Origin of the sequence: Streptococcus sp. 2100 (assembly GCF_013276335.1) — a bacterium.
Taxonomy (GTDB): Bacteria; Bacillota; Bacilli; order Lactobacillales; family Streptococcaceae; genus Streptococcus; species Streptococcus pseudopneumoniae.
Map to the genome: position 1 here is coordinate 1 of NZ_VMKV01000068.1, position 16,990 is coordinate 16,990.

General features: G+C 41.7%; 15 protein-coding genes. 4 read left to right on the forward strand and 11 right to left on the reverse strand.

The window, feature by feature from the left end; translation table 11 throughout:
* Positions 1-125 precede the first annotated feature (125 nt).
* From HT669_RS09290 to tpx, 4 genes are all read left to right on the forward strand, one after another.
* The gene (locus HT669_RS09290; RefSeq protein WP_000619152.1) at positions 126-848 is read left to right on the forward strand and encodes a metal ABC transporter ATP-binding protein; all 723 of its coding nucleotides are present in this window, start codon (positions 126-128) and stop codon (positions 846-848) included.
* Entirely contained in the window at positions 845-1,693 is an 849-nt protein-coding gene (locus HT669_RS09295) for a metal ABC transporter permease (RefSeq protein WP_172922704.1), read from the forward strand. Before HT669_RS09290 ends, HT669_RS09295 begins: the two co-directional genes overlap by 4 nt.
* Positions 1,694-1,724: 31 nt before the next feature.
* Positions 1,725-2,654 carry a metal ABC transporter substrate-binding lipoprotein/adhesin PsaA gene (gene psaA / locus HT669_RS09300; protein ID WP_172922703.1) on the forward strand — a complete coding sequence of 310 codons (930 nt, stop codon included), beginning with the start codon at positions 1,725-1,727 and terminating at the stop codon, positions 2,652-2,654.
* A gap of 125 nt (positions 2,655-2,779) precedes the next feature.
* Positions 2,780-3,271: a thiol peroxidase gene (gene tpx, locus HT669_RS09305; RefSeq protein WP_023938342.1), complete on the forward strand. Its 492-nt coding sequence runs from the start codon at positions 2,780-2,782 to the stop codon at positions 3,269-3,271.
* A 96-nt stretch (positions 3,272-3,367) separates the two neighbouring features.
* On the opposite strand, the gene HT669_RS09310 is transcribed toward tpx, so the two are convergent.
* The 11 genes from HT669_RS09310 to ftsA all read right to left on the reverse strand — a co-directional run bounded on the left by HT669_RS09310 (position 3,368) and on the right by ftsA (position 16,582).
* The gene (locus HT669_RS09310) at positions 3,368-6,076 is read right to left on the reverse strand and encodes an FtsX-like permease family protein (protein ID WP_172922702.1); all 2,709 of its coding nucleotides are present in this window, start codon (positions 6,074-6,076) and stop codon (positions 3,368-3,370) included.
* 1 nt (position 6,077) lies between these two features.
* Positions 6,078-6,779 carry an ABC transporter ATP-binding protein gene (locus HT669_RS09315; protein WP_050971298.1) on the reverse strand — a complete coding sequence of 234 codons (702 nt, stop codon included), beginning with the start codon at positions 6,777-6,779 and terminating at the stop codon, positions 6,078-6,080.
* Positions 6,780-6,889: 110 nt separating this feature from the next.
* Positions 6,890-7,582: a phosphoglycerate mutase gene (locus tag HT669_RS09320; protein ID WP_000240129.1), complete on the reverse strand. Its 693-nt coding sequence runs from the start codon at positions 7,580-7,582 to the stop codon at positions 6,890-6,892.
* Positions 7,583-7,727: 145 nt separating this feature from the next.
* On the reverse strand, positions 7,728-10,520 hold the full coding sequence (gene ileS, locus HT669_RS09325; RefSeq protein ID WP_172922045.1) for an isoleucine--tRNA ligase: 2,793 nt from the start codon (positions 10,518-10,520) through the stop codon (positions 7,728-7,730).
* Between the two features lie 252 nt (positions 10,521-10,772).
* A complete protein-coding gene (locus HT669_RS09330) occupies positions 10,773-11,654 on the reverse strand; it encodes a DivIVA domain-containing protein (protein WP_001123177.1) in 882 nt (293 codons plus the stop codon).
* Positions 11,655-11,662: 8 nt separating this feature from the next.
* Entirely contained in the window at positions 11,663-12,448 is a 786-nt protein-coding gene (locus tag HT669_RS09335) for an RNA-binding protein (RefSeq protein WP_023940420.1), read from the reverse strand.
* The gene (locus HT669_RS09340; protein WP_023940419.1) at positions 12,445-12,708 is read right to left on the reverse strand and encodes a YggT family protein; all 264 of its coding nucleotides are present in this window, start codon (positions 12,706-12,708) and stop codon (positions 12,445-12,447) included. The genes HT669_RS09335 and HT669_RS09340 overlap by 4 nt, the downstream gene beginning before the upstream one ends.
* Positions 12,708-13,247 (reverse strand): cell division protein SepF, encoded by a 540-nt coding sequence (locus HT669_RS09345; RefSeq protein ID WP_000053381.1) that lies wholly within the window; start codon positions 13,245-13,247, stop codon positions 12,708-12,710. Before HT669_RS09345 ends, HT669_RS09340 begins: the two co-directional genes overlap by 1 nt.
* Before the next feature lie 9 nt (positions 13,248-13,256).
* Positions 13,257-13,928, reverse strand: coding sequence for a YggS family pyridoxal phosphate-dependent enzyme (locus tag HT669_RS09350; RefSeq protein WP_050389749.1), 672 nt, complete (start codon positions 13,926-13,928; stop codon positions 13,257-13,259).
* A 4-nt stretch (positions 13,929-13,932) separates the two neighbouring features.
* Positions 13,933-15,192, reverse strand: a complete 1,260-nt coding sequence (gene ftsZ, locus HT669_RS09355; protein WP_000144272.1) for a cell division protein FtsZ — start codon at positions 15,190-15,192, stop codon at positions 13,933-13,935.
* Positions 15,193-15,208: 16 nt separating this feature from the next.
* Positions 15,209-16,582, reverse strand: coding sequence for a cell division protein FtsA (ftsA, locus tag HT669_RS09360; RefSeq protein WP_050107773.1), 1,374 nt, complete (start codon positions 16,580-16,582; stop codon positions 15,209-15,211).
* Positions 16,583-16,990: the final 408 nt, after the last annotated feature.

Here is a 16,990-nt window from a genome sequence, read left to right on the forward strand (position 1 = left end):
CACAACTGTCAAAGTCCCGTGTGATGTGTAAAGATTTTTTAATGACTTATTTTAATTTTTTCAAAAATTAACTTGACTTAATTTTTTTTTTAATGTATATTAAGAGACAGGAGGAATATAAGTTTATGATACGTATCGAAAACCTCAGTGTCTCCTACAAAGAAACGTTGGCACTTAAGGATATTTCACTAGTGCTCCATGGACCGACAATTACAGGTATCATTGGTCCTAACGGTGCTGGAAAATCAACATTATTAAAAGGGATGCTGGGAATTATCCCACATCAAGGTCAGGCATTTCTCGATAACAAGGAAGTTAAAAAATCCTTACACCGAATTGCCTATGTCGAACAAAAAATCAATATCGACTACAACTTTCCCATCAAGGTCAAGGAATGCGTCTCGTTAGGACTCTTTCCCTCTATCCCTCTCTTTCGCAGTTTAAAGGCTAAACATTGGAAGAAAGTGAAAGAAGCCCTTGAAATCGTCGGTCTAGCTGACTACGCTGAACGGCAAATCAGTCAACTGTCTGGAGGTCAATTCCAGCGGGTCTTGATTGCCAGATGTTTGGTACAGGAAGCCGACTATATCCTCTTGGATGAACCCTTTGTTGGGATTGACTCTGTCAGTGAGGAAATCATCATGAATACGCTGAGAGATCTGAAAAAAGCTGGGAAGACGGTTCTCATCGTCCACCACGACCTCAGCAAGGTTCCCCACTACTTCGATCAAGTCTTGCTTGTCAATCGAGAAGTGATTGCCTTTGGTCCAACCAAAGAAACCTTTACCGAAGCCAATCTCAAAGAAGCTTACGGTAATCGACTCTTTTTCAATGGAGGTGACCTATGATTGCAGAATTTATCGATGGATTGCAAAAATTCCATTTCTTACAAAATGCCTTGATAACAGCCATTGTCGTAGGGGTCGTAGCTGGAGCTGTAGGATGTTTCATCATCCTACGCGGGATGTCACTCATGGGAGATGCCATTTCACATGCTGTCTTACCAGGTGTAGCCCTCTCCTTCATCTTGGGCCTTGACTTCTTTATCGGAGCCATTGTCTTTGGAATGCTAGCTGCCATCATCATTACCTACATCAAGGGAAACTCGATTATCAAAAGCGATACCGCCATCGGCATTACCTTTTCTTCTTTCTTAGCCCTCGGTATCATCTTGATTAGTGTCGCTAAAAGTTCAACTGACCTTTTCCATATCCTTTTTGGTAATATCCTAGCCGTCCAAGATACGGATATGTTTATTACTATGGGTGTGGGAGCAGTCATTCTCTTGTTAATCTGGATTTTCTTCAAGCAACTCTTGATAACATCCTTTGATGAACTCTTGGCTAAAGCCATGGGAATGCCTGTCAATTTCTATCACTACCTTCTCATGGTACTCTTGACTCTCGTGTCTGTGACAGCCATGCAAAGTGTCGGAACTATCCTGATTGTAGCCATGCTGATTACCCCAGCCGCGACTGCTTATCTGTATGCTAATAGCCTGAAAAGCATGATTTTCCTTTCCTCAACCTTTGGAGCTACTGCTTCAGTTTTGGGACTCTTTATTGGCTATAGTTTTAATGTTGCGGCAGGTTCTAGTATCGTGCTCACAGCTGCTAGTTTCTTTCTCATTAGCTTCTTTATCGCTCCAAAACAACGATATTTGAAACTGAAAAATAAACATTTGTTAAAATAAGGGGCAAAACCCCAATAAATTGGAGGATCTAATGAAAAAATTAGGTACATTACTCGTTCTCTTTCTTTCCGTCATCGCTCTTGTAGCATGTACTAGTGGAAAAAAAGATGCAGCTTCTGGTCAAAAACTAAAAGTTGTTGCTACAAACTCAATCATCGCTGATATTACTAAAAATATTGCTGGTGACAAGATTGATCTTCACAGTATCGTTCCTGTTGGCCAAGACCCACACGAATACGAACCACTTCCTGAAGACGTTAAGAAAACTTCTCAAGCTGATTTGATTTTCTATAACGGTATCAACCTTGAAACAGGTGGCAATGCTTGGTTTACAAAATTGGTAGAAAATGCTAAGAAAACCGAAAACAAAGACTACTTTGCAGTCAGCGAAGGCGTTGATGTTATCTACCTTGAAGGTCAAAACGAAAAAGGAAAAGAAGACCCACACGCTTGGCTTAACCTTGAAAACGGTATGATCTTTGCTAAAAATATCGCAAAACAATTGAGTGCTAAAGACCCTAGCAACAAGGAATTCTACGAAAAAAATCTCAAAGAATATACTGAAAAGCTAGACAAACTTGACAAGGAAGCTAAGGAGAAATTTAACAACATCCCTGCTGAGAAGAAATTGATCGTAACCAGTGAAGGATGCTTCAAATACTTCTCTAAAGCCTACAGCGTCCCAAGTGCTTACATCTGGGAAATCAACACTGAAGAAGAAGGAACTCCTGACCAAATCAAGACCTTGGTTGAAAAACTTCGCCAAACAAAAGTTCCATCACTCTTTGTAGAATCTAGTGTGGATGACCGTCCAATGAAAACTGTTTCTCAAGACACAAACATCCCAATCTACGCACAAATCTTTACTGACTCTATCGCAGAACAAGGTAAAGAAGGCGACAGCTACTACAGCATGATGAAATACAACCTTGACAAGATTGCTGAAGGATTGGCAAAATAATACTCAATGAAAAACGTCATTCACACATGAACTGGCGTTTTTTTCTATGCCCACATTTCCGGTCAAATCATTGGAAAATTTCGACTGTTTCAGCTACAATGGAAGAAAAAAGATTGGAGTATCTTATGGTAACTTTTCTCGGAAATCCTGTGAGCTTTACAGGTAAACAACTACAAGTCGGCGACAAGGCGCTTAATTTTTCTCTCACTACAACAGACCTTTCTAAAAAATCTCTGGCTGATTTTGATGGCAAGAAAAAAGTCTTGAGTGTCGTGCCTTCTATCGATACAGGCATCTGCTCAACTCAAACGCGTCGCTTTAACCAAGAACTGGCTGGACTGGACAATACGGTTGTCTTGACTGTTTCCATGGACCTACCTTTTGCCCAAAAACGTTGGTGCGGTGCTGAAGGTATTGAAAATGCCATCATGCTCTCAGACTATTTCGACCATTCCTTTGGACGTGACTATGCCCTCTTAATCAATGAGTGGCACCTATTGGCACGCGCAGTCTTTGTCCTCGATACTGACAACACTATTCGCTATGTTGAATACGTGGACAATATCAACTCTGAACCAAACTTCGAAGCCGCAATTGCAGCTGCTAAAGCCCTATAGAAAAAATCCTCTGTCACAAAGAGTTTTCTGCTCTTTGAAACGGAGGATTTTTGTTTACGAGTAAATAGAAGTTCAATCAGATAAAAAATAACTACCTTACTCTACAGATTTCAAGGCTTCAAGCATATCAACCTTTCTCAGATGATAATTGACAAAGAAACCAAGCAAGGTCAAAATGGTGCTTACTGCTGCCACTGGGATTACATAGACTTCCCAGCCTACCTGCGGATAAAAGAGAATAGTCGCAGGCGAAATCATTTGAATCAAAAATTGGTGTAAATAGAAACCTGAGAGCAGACCAAGTACAATTCCCACAAGGGACAGCACAATCGTCTCACGATAAATGTAGAGGGTGACTTCATTATTATGAAAACCGAGAACCTTGATAGTGGAGAGTTCACGAATTCTCTCAGCCACATTGATATTGGTCAAATTGTAGAGAATAACAATAGCCAACAGAACCGATACGATGACCAAGATGGTCATGGTCTGATTGAGTGAACTTGCGACCGAGTCAAAGAGTCGAATGGCTGAAGCATTTTGGACAACGCTGGACACCGCAGATTGATTCATAAGTAAGCCTGCCTGTCTTTCGATACTAGGAGCACTGGTATCCCTTAGCGAGACCAGATAAGTGTTGGCTGGGGGTAGATGTCCGTAAATTTGCTCATAGCTAGCTTGACTCATATAAATAAAGTGACCAACGTAGTTCTCAGCAATAGCGGCGACCTTTAGCTCCTTACCTTCAATTTCTAGAGTCTGCCCAACCTTGACACCTGCCAGCTGAGCAAGTTTAGCTGTAATAACGACGCCATCTTTTAATGTCAGCTCCTGCTGATGGTCTTGCAGATGGATAAAGGGAGTCAAATCTTCCTTCTCTGTCATCATAAGGGTAATGGTTTGAAGACCAGCCTTACCTTTGAAATCCTTGTCTAGCGTTTGTGAATAGATTTTCTGATAGGCTTGGATATCCTGCCCTTTCAACACTTCTTCTAGATTTGCCTTGTCCTGATTGGTCGCACTAGGATTTTCAGAAACAATCATCTGATACTGTTGGATTTGTTGAAACTGTCTAGACGGAACTCCTGCTACAGAGGATTGGATTCCCAAACCTGCATAGAGCAAAGCTACAGAACCTGCCACACCAAAGATCGTCATCAACATCCGTTGCTTATAACGGAAGATATTGCGGGCTGTTACCTTATGAGTAAAACTGAGACGGCGCCAAATAAAACCGATGCGCTCTAGTAAGATTTTAGCTCCTTTAACAGGCGGTTTAGGTAGTAAAAGCTGGGCTGCTTCGTCATGAAGTTCTCTACGAGCTACCAAGTAGGCTGGTAACACACTCGCCAACCAACTCAAAGCAAGAGCCAGTAAGCTATAGGTCCAATAGAACTGAATCTGGGTTTCTCCCACCACCATGCCTTTTGTAATGACACTTGAAATCACACCGGCTAATAAATAATGGCCAAGTATACTACCTAGAGCTGTTCCGACAGTCCCAGCTACTAGACCGTAAAGGAGAAACTTGGCAATAATATCCTTGCTACGATAACCCAAGGCCTTAAAAATCCCTGCATGAGTTCGCTCTTCATCCACAAAACGAGTCATAGTTGTAAAGGTCACCATAGCTGCTACGGCATAAAGCACTACAGGAAAGATATTGCCCACTGCCCGAATACTGGCTGAAGCATTACTGTACATGAGATAGCCCTGACCGCCAGGCATGGTCTGACGATTATAGACTTGATACTTGGGCTCAGCTAATTCATCCAAGACTTGCTGATGTTTTTCTAATTTTTCCTTTTCTTGAGCTAAATTCTCTTCAGCTTGCTTTAGTTTATCTTCTTCCTTGCTCAATTCCTGCTTGGCTTGGGTAAGTTGAGCACTAGCTTGCTCTCTCTGAGCTTGAGGAAACAAGGCTAGTTTACTTTCCTGAGCCTGTATACGAGCTTGAGCAACTGCTAAACGACGCTTGCCTTCCTGCAAATTAGCCTGAGCCTTGTCAAGAGTCTCTTGCCCCTTATCGAGAGACTCTTGCCCTTCTTTTTTCAAGACTTGCAGACGTGCCTTGCCATTATCTGATAAAGCTTGTTCAAGGTCTTCCTGATGTTGCTTGGATCTTTCTTCATAAGCTGATGAAAAGGCATTTAAACCTGCTAAATCTTGATATTTCAAGCGTGCTATATTATAGACTTTCTGATCAAACTGACTAGGTAAAATTACCCCATAGGCTGTCAGAGTCCCACTTCCACTTCCTGCATAGCCCATATCTCGCTGGGAAAGTATTTCAGCTGAATTCACAAAACCAGTAATGGTATATGTATGGTCTTTTAAAGAGGAATGACTGCCTTCTTTTTCTTTAAAGCTAATCTCCTGTCCTACACTGTATTGACCCTGCAGATGACTTGCCAAAGCGATTTCCTGGTCTGACTGCGGAAGTCGCCCTTCTCTTAGCTGAAAGGTTGAAATTCGCTCTGGTTTGGAGTACAGCCGAATGGCATCCTGCCCATTTTCCATAGTCACATCTGTCAAATAGCCAAACTCAACCTCTGCGCCCTGCGTCTGTTTTAGTTCTTCTTGATCTTCTTGATCCAAACCATAATTAGACATAACTGCCAAATCCAAGGTTTGAGCAGTTGTTAAATAAGCATTAGCTGTCGCCTCCATGTTGGGGCTAGTTACTTTGAGACCTACTAGGGCTAGAGAGCCCAACATCATCAAGGTCAAGATAGATAAAAAACGTCCCTTGGAGCCTGTGAAGGACTGAATTAAGTCCTTCCAATAGGTTTTTCGCTTCATCATGCTAGTACTCCAAACTGTCGATATCCTGAGGATGCTGGTTCATCACCACATCCTTGACACTGGCATCGTGCATATGAATCACGCGATCAGCAATGGGCGCCAAAGCTCCATTGTGAGTCACGATAATCACCGTCGCTCCCTTTTGACGAGACATGTCTTGGAGAATCTTCAAGACTTGCTTGCCTGTCTGATAATCCAAGGCTCCAGTCGGTTCATCACAAAGGAGGATTTTAGGATTTTTGGCTACTGCGCGTGCAATGGAGACTCGCTGTTGCTCCCCTCCAGAAAGCTGGGCTGGAAAATTATTGAGACGATGAGCCAGACCTACATCTGTCAAAACCTGCTCAGGATCCAAAGCATCTGTCACGATTTCAGAAGCCAACTCCACATTTTCCTTAGCAGTCAAATTGGAAACTAGATTATAAAACTGAAAAACAAACCCCACATCATTTCTACGATAATTGGTTCTCTGGTGGGAACTATAATCTGCAATATTGGCACCATCAATCCAGATTCCCCCCTCATCATTGGTATCCATTCCCCCAAGAAGGTTAAGAACCGTTGACTTGCCTGCACCAGATGCACCTAGAATAATTACCAATTCACCCTTTTCAATCTCAAAATTCACATCGCGATTGGCCACAATCTCCGTGTCCCCAACCTGATAACGCTTGTAACAGTGTTTCATCTCAATATAAGCCATATCTGTTTCTCTTTCTTTCATATTTACTATCATTATATCGCTTTTTCAAGCCATTGGAAACTGGGAACAAAAACAAAAAGCCTAGAAATCAATTCTAGACTTACATTTTTTTATTTTCCAAGGTAGTATTCAGAAACTACGTTCAATTTTTCGTCGAATTCGAATACCAATGGTGGGAAGTTAGGGATTTCCACGTCCATGATCTCGTCATCTGACAAACCTTTGATGTGTTTTACAAGGGCACGGATTGAGTTACCGTGAGCTCCTACGAATACGTTTTTACCATCTTTAAGAGCTGGAGCGATTTTATCTTCCCAGAAAGGAAGGGCACGTTCCAAAGTCACTTTCAAGTTTTCAGCATCTGGGATTACTGAGTCGTCAAGTGAAGCGTAACGACGGTCTGTGTGAGCTGAGTGCTCATCATCACGGTCCATGTTTGGAGGCAATACATCGTATGAACGACGCCAGATGTGAACTTGCTCATCACCAAATTGCTCAGCAGCTTCAGCTTTGTTTTTACCAGTCAAACCACCGTAGTGACGTTCGTTCAAGCGCCATGATTTTTCAACTGGAACCCACAATTGGTCAGAAGCTTCAAGAGCCAAGTTCGTTGTTTTGATCGCACGCTTCAATACTGAAGTGTAAGCTTGGTCAAATTCGATACCAGCTTCTTTGATCAATTTACCAGCGTCAATCGCTTGTTGTGTACCTTTTTCAGACAAATCAACATCAGCCCAACCAGTGAAAAGGTTAGCTTTGTTCCATTCAGACTCACCGTGGCGAGCAAAAACCAATTTTACCATTAGATGGATTCTCCTTCAAATTTTCCGAGGTTTCCCCTCGTTTATCTATTCTATTCTACACAATTTTTCACAAAAAAGCTAGTCAAAACCAAAAAGGAAAGGACTGTTTGGCAATCCTTTTCCTTCTTAGTATCAGACAACAACCTTACTTCTCTTCAAATCCTTCTGCGACTGCGTCCGCAAAGTTTTCTTCTACGATGCTTGCACAGTGGTCACAGATGACTGCCTGGTAGCTGCGTTCTGCTGTTGTTGGGTCGGTGCGACGGCAACGGTCACATACTTGGCCTGCAGCACGTTCAACTGTGAAGGCGACATCTTCGAAGCTAAGGGCAGCTTCCGGAGCTGGTCCTTCTGCGATGGTCAATTCAGACACAATCAAAAGTTGAGCTACATTGCTGTTTACTGCTTCGAGTAGAGTTTTCACCACTTCATTTGGATAAACTGTCAAGTGTGCTTCAAGTGATTTACCGATAACTTTTGCATTACGAGCTTCTTCCAAGGCTTTTTGAGCTTGTCCACGGAAGTCCATGAAGGCTGCCCATGTATCCAAGATTTCTTCTTGATTAGCAAAAGTTTCCGCTTCTGGCAATTCTGACAATTGAACGAAGTCTTCTGCTTCAAACTCAAGGTATGACCAGATTTCTTCCGCAGTGTGAGGAAGGATTGGTGTCAAGAGTTTGGTGATTTTCACAAGAATGTCATAGAAAACAGTCTGCATTTGACGGCGTTCGAGTGATTTGGCACCTTCGATATAAACAACATCTTTGGCAAAATCAAGGTAGAAGGCTGACAAATCAACGTTGATAAAGTTCACCAAGGCCTTATAGATTGTCAAGAATTCAAAGTTTGCATAAGCATCACGAATCGTTTTCACAAGCTGATTAAAGCGAATTGTCATGTACTTATCAACTGAACGAAGTTCATCGTAAGCGACTACATCTTGAGCTGGGTTAAAGTCAGATGTATTGGCAATCAAGAAACGAAGAGTGTTACGAATCTTACGGTAAGTTTCAGAGACTTGGCTCAAGATATCCATAGAGATACGTACGTCATTGCTTGAGTCTACACTTGTTACCCAAAGACGAAAGATTTCAGCACCAAATTGTTTTTCAACATCGCTTGGAGCAATGGTATTTCCAAGAGATTTAGACATCTTCTCACCTTTACCGTCAAGGGCAAAACCTTGTGACAAGATTTGTTTGTAAGGTGCTACGCCATGATTGGCAACAGATGTGATGAGTGATGAGTTGAACCAACCACGGTATTGGTCAGAACCTTCTAGGTAAAGGTCTGCTGGGTAAGTCAACTCAGGACGGTTTACTACAACTCCATTCCATGATGAACCTGAGTCAAACCAAACGTCCATGATATCTGTTTCTTTTTTGAACTCACCATTTGGTGAACCTGGATGAGTAAATCCTTCTGGTAAGAGGTCTTTGGCATCACGTTCCCACCAAATGCTTGAACCATGTTCCTCAAAGAGTTGAGCCACGTGTTCAATAGTTTCAGCAGTCATGATTGCTGTACCATCTTCAGCATAGAAGATAGGAAGTGGAACACCCCAAGCACGTTGACGAGAGATAACCCAGTCACCACGGTCACGAATCATATTGTAAAGACGGACTTTACCCCATTCTGAGTGGAATTTCACTTTTTCAATTTCGTCCAAGATTTCTTGGCGGAATTTAGAAACTGAAGCAAACCATTGTGGTACTGCACGCCAGATGATTGGTTTCTTAGTACGCCAGTCAAATGGGTATGAGTGAGAGATTTCTTCTTGGGCAAGAAGGAGGTTACCAAGTTTCTCGATAACAGTTGGAACTACCTTTTCATAGAATTGACCTTCAAACTCAGGACCAGCATTCTTCATCATGATACCACGTTCGTCAACAGTCACTGCGACTTCAAGACCATTAGCAATACCAACATTGTAGTCGTCCTCACCAAAACCAGGGGCTGTATGGACGATACCAGTACCAGAGTCAGTGGTAACGTGGTCACCAAGGATAACGAGCTCATCTACTGCAGTATCCCATGGGTGTTCTGTCACGATGTGGTTGAGTTCTTGACCACGGTAAGTTGCCAACACTTGAACATCAGCCCAACCAAATTTCTCAGACAAGCTAGTCAACAATTCTGCAGCAACGACAAACTTACGAGTTTCACCAGCAGGTTGAACTAAAACGTAATCAATATCTGCTCCAACCGTCAAACCACGAGAAGCTGTGATGGTAAATGGAGTCGTTGTCCAAACAACGATATAAGTGTCTGTATCAAGGGCACCTTTTCCTTCTTTTACCTTGTTGGCATAGTAAAGGGAAGTTGAAACCAAGTCATGGTATTCAATCTCCGCTTCAGCAAGGGCTGACTCAGATGACCAAGACCAGTAAACTGGCTTGGCACCACGGTAGATATAGCCTTTATTAGCCATCTCACCAAATACACGGATTTGGGCTGCTTCATAGTCAGGAGTCAAAGTCACATATGGATTTTCCCAGTCACCAGAAACACCCAAACGTTTAAAGTCTTCACGTTGTTTATCTACTTGAGAAAGAGCGTATTCGCGACAAAGTTTCAAGTACTCAACCAAGTCCATTTCTTTACGTTTGACACCTTGTTTTGCCAAAACTTGCTCGATTGGCAGACCATGAGTATCCCAACCTGGGATAAATGGTGCGTAAAAACCTGACATAGATTTTGAGCGAACAATGATATCTTTTGAAATCTTGTTCATAGCGTGTCCAACGTGGATATTTCCGTTCGCGTATGGAGGGCCATCATGCAAGGTGAAATGAGGTTTTCCTTGGTTCAATTCTTGACGACGTTGGTAAAGTTTTGCATCTTCCCATTCCTTTTGCCAAACTGGCTCTTTGGTCGGAAGGCCTGCACGCATTGGGAAAGCTGTTTTACCAAGATTAAGAGTATCTTTGAGTTTCATGGTATCTCCTTTATAAATAATAACAAATTAAAAACCACGACTGCCAAAAAGGACGAAAATCGTGGTACCACCTTTATTCGGAAAAAGATTTAGTCTTTCTCCCTCTTATCCCGTAACGTGGGGAACGTCAAATCTTACTCCATTCAGACTTGAGTTTTTGAGAGGATAATCTTATCAATAGGGATTACAGGACTCACACCATCTCCTGCTCGCTGGAAATATAAGGATAAGATATTGTTCTCAGAATATTTCTTATAAAATTGTAACGGATTCTTGCGGTGCTTCAAATCCTGGTGCTGAATCAAATGTTTCTGTAGCTGGTGTTGGAGCCGAAGGATGTACTGGAGCTACTTCTGGCTCTTCATACATTGGACCAACTGGATGAGCAGGTTCTTCTTCCATTTGAGGACCCACTACAGGAGTTGGAGCTTCCACTTCCTGTTTAGTCTGAGCTTCAAATTCAGCCAATTCTTTATTGGCTGCTTCAATACGAGCCTGTAACTCTGCCATTTCTGCTTGAGAGAACTGACGTGTCATATCAATTGGTTCTTCCTCAATTGGAGCTGGAATCGGTTCTCCAAGTACCTCGCTAACCACTTCTTTAAAGGCTTCATCACTGGTTTGAAGATAAGTAGCTGTTGGGCGAAGAATATCTTCCCAGTCTGAAGATTCAACAATAGCCAACTGACTCTCAATTGTAGATTTGAGACGTTGGTGGAAGACACGGCTCTTATTCTTCAATTCTTCTGTTTCAACAGCAACTTTCTTAGCATTGTCTGTTGCTTGACGAAGAATCTCGTTTGCCTTATATTTAGCTTCTTCCAACAAGCGTTGCGCATCCTGCTCTGCTTGATGAATGATATTGTTTGAACGTTCATGTGCTGCTTGTTTCACTCGCTCAGCTGTGTCTTGGGCAATCAATACAGACTGGCTCAATGAATCTTTCATTTCGTCAAAGTAAGACAAACGCTCTTCTAAACTCTTAATACGCAAATCTTTATCATGATTCGCACGAACAAGATCTTCGTAATCACGAACCACAATATCTAAAAATTCATCGACTTCTTCTGGATCAAAGCCTCTGAATCGAGTTCCAAAGGTCTTGTCCTTTATTTCTAATGATGTAATTGGCATTCTATTCCTCACTTACTTAATAATAACTGGACGGTTATTTTTTTCTTCTCTTTTTTCGTTTGTCCCTTATCTTGAAGTAATCTCAAGCGACCAAATTTTCTCACACTAATCAAATCTCCAACTTGAACAGTGTAATCTGATTTGTCTACCACATGATAATTTACTTGGACAAGTTTCTTTTCAATCAACTGGTTTGCTTGATTCCTAGATAGTTTCAAAACATTTGATAAAAGAACATCTAATCGAAAACTAGACACAGATAAATCCAGTTCTCGATACTGTTCTAGCTTATCTATTTTCTCGGCGAAAGAACGTTCCTCCAGCGAAACAGGTATACGGCCAATTTTCTTTAATCCATCTTGAAAGAGAAGAAGAAACTGCTGATTAATCATAATCTGCGCCCGTTCTTCATCTACTAGGATATCTCCAAAAAGTTTCCGTTCAATCCCTAATTGATTGATGACTGTCCCTAAAATCTTAGCATGCGTTAAATGTTCAAATTTATTGGAATACACAATTTCCTGAAGAGATATTTCAAAATCTGAAAACTCTGGTTGGAAATAATCTGGGTATAATAAAACTCGAACATACTCACTCGAGACAAATTCCCCACTACTGCTACAAGCAAGACCATAGGTTTTGGCCAAAATCTTTAATAGCTTCTCCTGATGAGGATTGATAAAAGGAGTTAAAAAAGGAGCATAGCTATCTTCTACCTTCTTTATCCATTCCATTCCCTTGTCAAGAAAGGGACGATCTTCTATGGAGAAATGCTGATAAATCCCTTTATTCATCCTATCATCGCCAGAAAACGGACTAGGTTTTCTCCTAAAAATCGAACCAAAACAATCGCAACCCAAACAGATAAATCAAGGCCCACTATCTGTAAAGGCAGGCGTTGCAAGGGAGCAAGCACTGGTTTTACCAACGCTACAATCCAACGACCCAAACTGGATTCGTAGGCGCCTGGAAACCAAGACATGACAGCAAAGGCTACCAAAATCAGGGAGTAAATATCCACTGCATTATAAATCATACGAATTAAAAAAATCATTATCGTACTCTATTTCGTCTCATATCAAAATCAAACTCACCCTGTTGATCTTCATCTGGCAAACGAATATCTTCTACATTCACAATAACATTCACTGGTGTCAACAGATACATGGTAGAAGCTACTTTTTTCAGACTTCCAGCTAGAACATGGCAAGCCCCATCCAGGTAATCCAAACAACGACGAGCCTGCACTTCAGTCATATATTGAAAATCAATCAAGATACTTTCGTTTCCTGCCAATAAATCAACAATTTCTGTTGCGTCTTCATATTTTCTAGGATAACGAACATCTATAATGACCTTATCAGTTGCACGCTGACTCTGATTTGCCAATTCCTGTTGTCTTGCATGAAGTCTGGTGATATTGTTCTCCTTTGTTCCAGCTGATTGTGGAGTTTGAGTGATTGGGAGAGCCGGTTCCTGTGAAGAATTTACTGGAGTAAACACAGGCTCATCTCTTTTTTCATAAGGGAGACTTGAATCCTCATCCTCCGTAAAATAATCTATAAATCTATCGAATCTATCTTTTAAAGACATGGTTCTCTCCTACTTAAAAAATGCTGTACCTATACGAACAAAGGTGGAACCGAATTGAATCGCTTCTTTATAATCACGACTCATTCCCATACTTAACTCGATCATAGGCATATTTGGAATTTGTTTTTCTTGGATTTCTCTTTGTAAATCTTGGGTCGCCTTGAAAATTTCTTTCAACTGCTCACTGCTAGCCTCAAAAGGTGCCATCGTCATTAAACCAACATATTCAATCTTATCTAGTCTGGCTAACTCTGGCAAGATATCCAGCAGTTCCTCTCTCGAAAAACCGTGCTTGCTTTCTTCTTTAGAAATATTTACTTGAAGGAAACACTTGATGACTCGGTCACTTCTTTTTTGGATTTCCTCCGCTAGCTTTACTGAATCCAAGGCATGGAAATAATCAACGTATTGAATGACATCTTTCACCTTACGTCTTTGCAAGGTACCAATCAAATGCCAAGTCACATCTCGATCTTTTAAAGATTCATATTTTTCCAGAAACTTATCGACACGATTTTCACCGATATGATGAACACCTAGCGGAAGCAAGGCTTCCGCTGTCGGTACATCTACATACTTGGTAACTGCAATGACAGAGACTGAACCACTCTCTCGATGAGCACTCAGACTAGCCTCTGCGACTTCTCGAAAAACAAGTTCTGTATTTTCTTTTACATTCATTTACTTAACGATTTTTGAAAAATGGAGGTGTATCCAATTCATCTTCATCTTGTGATGTTGGGGCTTCAAAGCGTTCAACTGGAGAAACGACTGAATCTGTTGTACGAACAATCGATTCACGGCGAAGATCCCAATCACCAAAAGCAGATGCCTGAGTTGGTTCCAAACGACGTGGATTTTGTTTTGGCAATTCAGCTGTTTCTGCCATATCAAAATGACGATCAAAGCCATGTGAATGAGCTGGTTTCACTGTCTCACGGTAGTTAGTAGTCGGTCTAGCTTGTGGAGCCACAACCTTTTCTACGCGGTCTTGACGAACACCCGTTGCGACAACTGTTACACGAATTTCATCACGCATACTTTCATCAATTGAAGTACCGAGCCAGATGTTCACTCCTTGACCTGCTGCTTGATTCACAATTTGTGAAGCCTCTTCTGCCTCAATCAAGGTTAAGTCGAGACCACCAGTTACGTTGACAATCACATCTTCTGCTCCATCAATTGTTGTTTCAAGAAGTGGAGAGTAAATTGCCTTACGCGCTGCTTCAACAACACGTTCTTCTCCACTACCGATACCAATCCCCATAAGAGCATTTCCTTTATTTGCCATCACCGTTTTCACATCGGCAAAGTCAAGGTTAATCAATCCTGGATTGGTAATCAAATCGGTAATTCCTTGAACACCTTGACGAAGAACGTTATCTGCTTCGCTAAGAGCCTCCAAAAGTGGTGTCTTCTTATCAACAATTTCAAGCAAGTTGTTGTTTGAAATAATCAATAGAGTATCTACATGCTCACGAAGTTGATTGATTCCTTCAACGGCAAATTGTCCACGCTTACTTCCTTCAAAACCAAAGGGACGTGTTACAACACCAACTGTAAGAGCACCCAAATCTTTGGCGATACGAGCAATAACAGGAGCAGCTCCAGTTCCAGAGCCTCCTCCCATACCAGCAGTGATGAAGACCATATCTGCACCACTGATAGCTTCCGTCAGTGTTTCTTCGCTTTCTTCAGCAGCTTTACGACCAACCTCAGGTTGACCTCCTGCACCCAAACCGCGAGTCAATTTAGGGCCTAACTGAATAACAGTCTCAGCTTTTGTACTGCTCAATGCTTGTACATCTGTGTTTGCTGCGATAAATTCTACGCCTGTAACACCTTCGTCGACCATGCGGTTGATGGCATTGCCACCGCCTCCACCGACACCAATTACTTTAATCACTGCACCTTGAGCAGCAGCTGTATCAAATGAAAATGTCATAATTTATTTTTCCTCTTTATTCGTCAAACATGCTTCCGATCAAGCCACGGAAACGATCTGCTAATTTCGGTTTATTTTGTGAAGCTTGTTGGAAATCCGCCATTGGTTCTGTAGGCGCCACCGGCTCTACTTCTGGAGCAGGAGCTGGTTGAACAGGCGTTGATTGTACAAACTGAGCTGTCTTTTGCAGCATCCCACCAAAACTAATTGGCTGATGACTTAAGTCATTCTCACCTTTTATCGCTCCTTGAGCCAAAAGATTAACTTCTGTTAATTGACCCGCAAATTCTGATAAACTAATCACATGCGCAAAGGCTGGATTACGGATACCAACTTGATTTGGAACATAAAGCTTGACACGGACGCCAAAGACTTCCTGAGCAAGCTCAACCATACCTGGTAAAATGGCATTCCCACCGATTAAGACAATACCACCAGGGAGGTCCAATAGACGCCTTCTATCTAATTCTTGCTTGATTTGTTCAAGGATGTGCTTGATTCGTGCAGAAATAATTTCTGACAAGTAGGCTTCCGTCACTTCGACTGCTTCTACTTCTCCAATAACCTCTACTTGGAAGGTTTCTTTGCTTGCAAGAGGCGGATAGGCTTCCCCGTAATTCAGTTTCAAGCCTTCCGCTAATTTGCGAGAGGTTTTCAAAACCTTGGAGATATCTTTAGTTACATAATCTCCACCTTCTTGGAGAATATGTGTGAACTGGAGTTCTTGATTACGGATTGTAGCGACAGTCGTTTGACCTGCCCCCATATCAATCACTGTAGCACCAAATTCACGTTCCCCTTCGTTCAAAACAGACTGAACCATTGCTAGTGGTGAAATGATAACATTTTCAACCTGAACACCTGCACGCTCAACCGTCTTACGCAAATTGTGCAAGATAGTACGAGGTCCTGTATAAAGCAAACCACGCATTTCAAGGCGAACCCCCATCATGCCACGTGGGTCACGAATCCCTTGGAAACCATCCACAATAAATTCTTCAGGAATAAAGGTAATGACTTCACGGTCAGGTGTCATACTCTTTGTCAAAGCTGATTTGACAACATTTTCAACATCTTGATCCGTAATTTCCTTGGTATCAGATGTTACTGGAATCATCCCTTGAGTTGGTTCTACCTGCAAAAGATTACCAGGCAAGCCGACATTCACTGATTTAATCGAAATGCCTGACTTTTCTTCTGCTTGGGAAATGGCTGACTTGATAGCAGTTGCTGCTGCATCAATATCAACAATAATTCCATCCTTTACACCTTTACTTTTGGCATTACTCACGCCAATTACATTTAATTCACCATTTCTCTGCTCGGCTACAAGCACCTTGACAGAGCTTGTTCCAATATCTAGACCTGTAAAAAAGCCTTCTCTAGCCATTACATCGCATCCTCTCTATCTTCCAAGTTTCGCACTTCGTATTATTCCATAGCTAAACTTAGGCATAGCTATTCACAGAATATTATAACACAAAAAATTTAATCATGCTTGCTTTTTTCCTAAATTTCCCAGCCAATTTTTGAGTTTTTCTGTTCAGAAATTCATTCACTGTAAACTTTGTCAACAATCTGTCTATTGTACAAAAAAGAAAGCTCATTTCTAAGCTCCCGACTTTATCACTTAAAAAATACAAAAGGGCAGCTACCCCCTTGCGCCACAAGGGATTTCGCTGTTCTTTAATCTCGTTTAGGTGTTGTATATGGAGCTTTGGCGTAATTTTTGAGTTCTTCAAACTTCACGAACCCTTTGTTCCATTCCATGCCCAATAATCTATTTAGTAGCTGCATA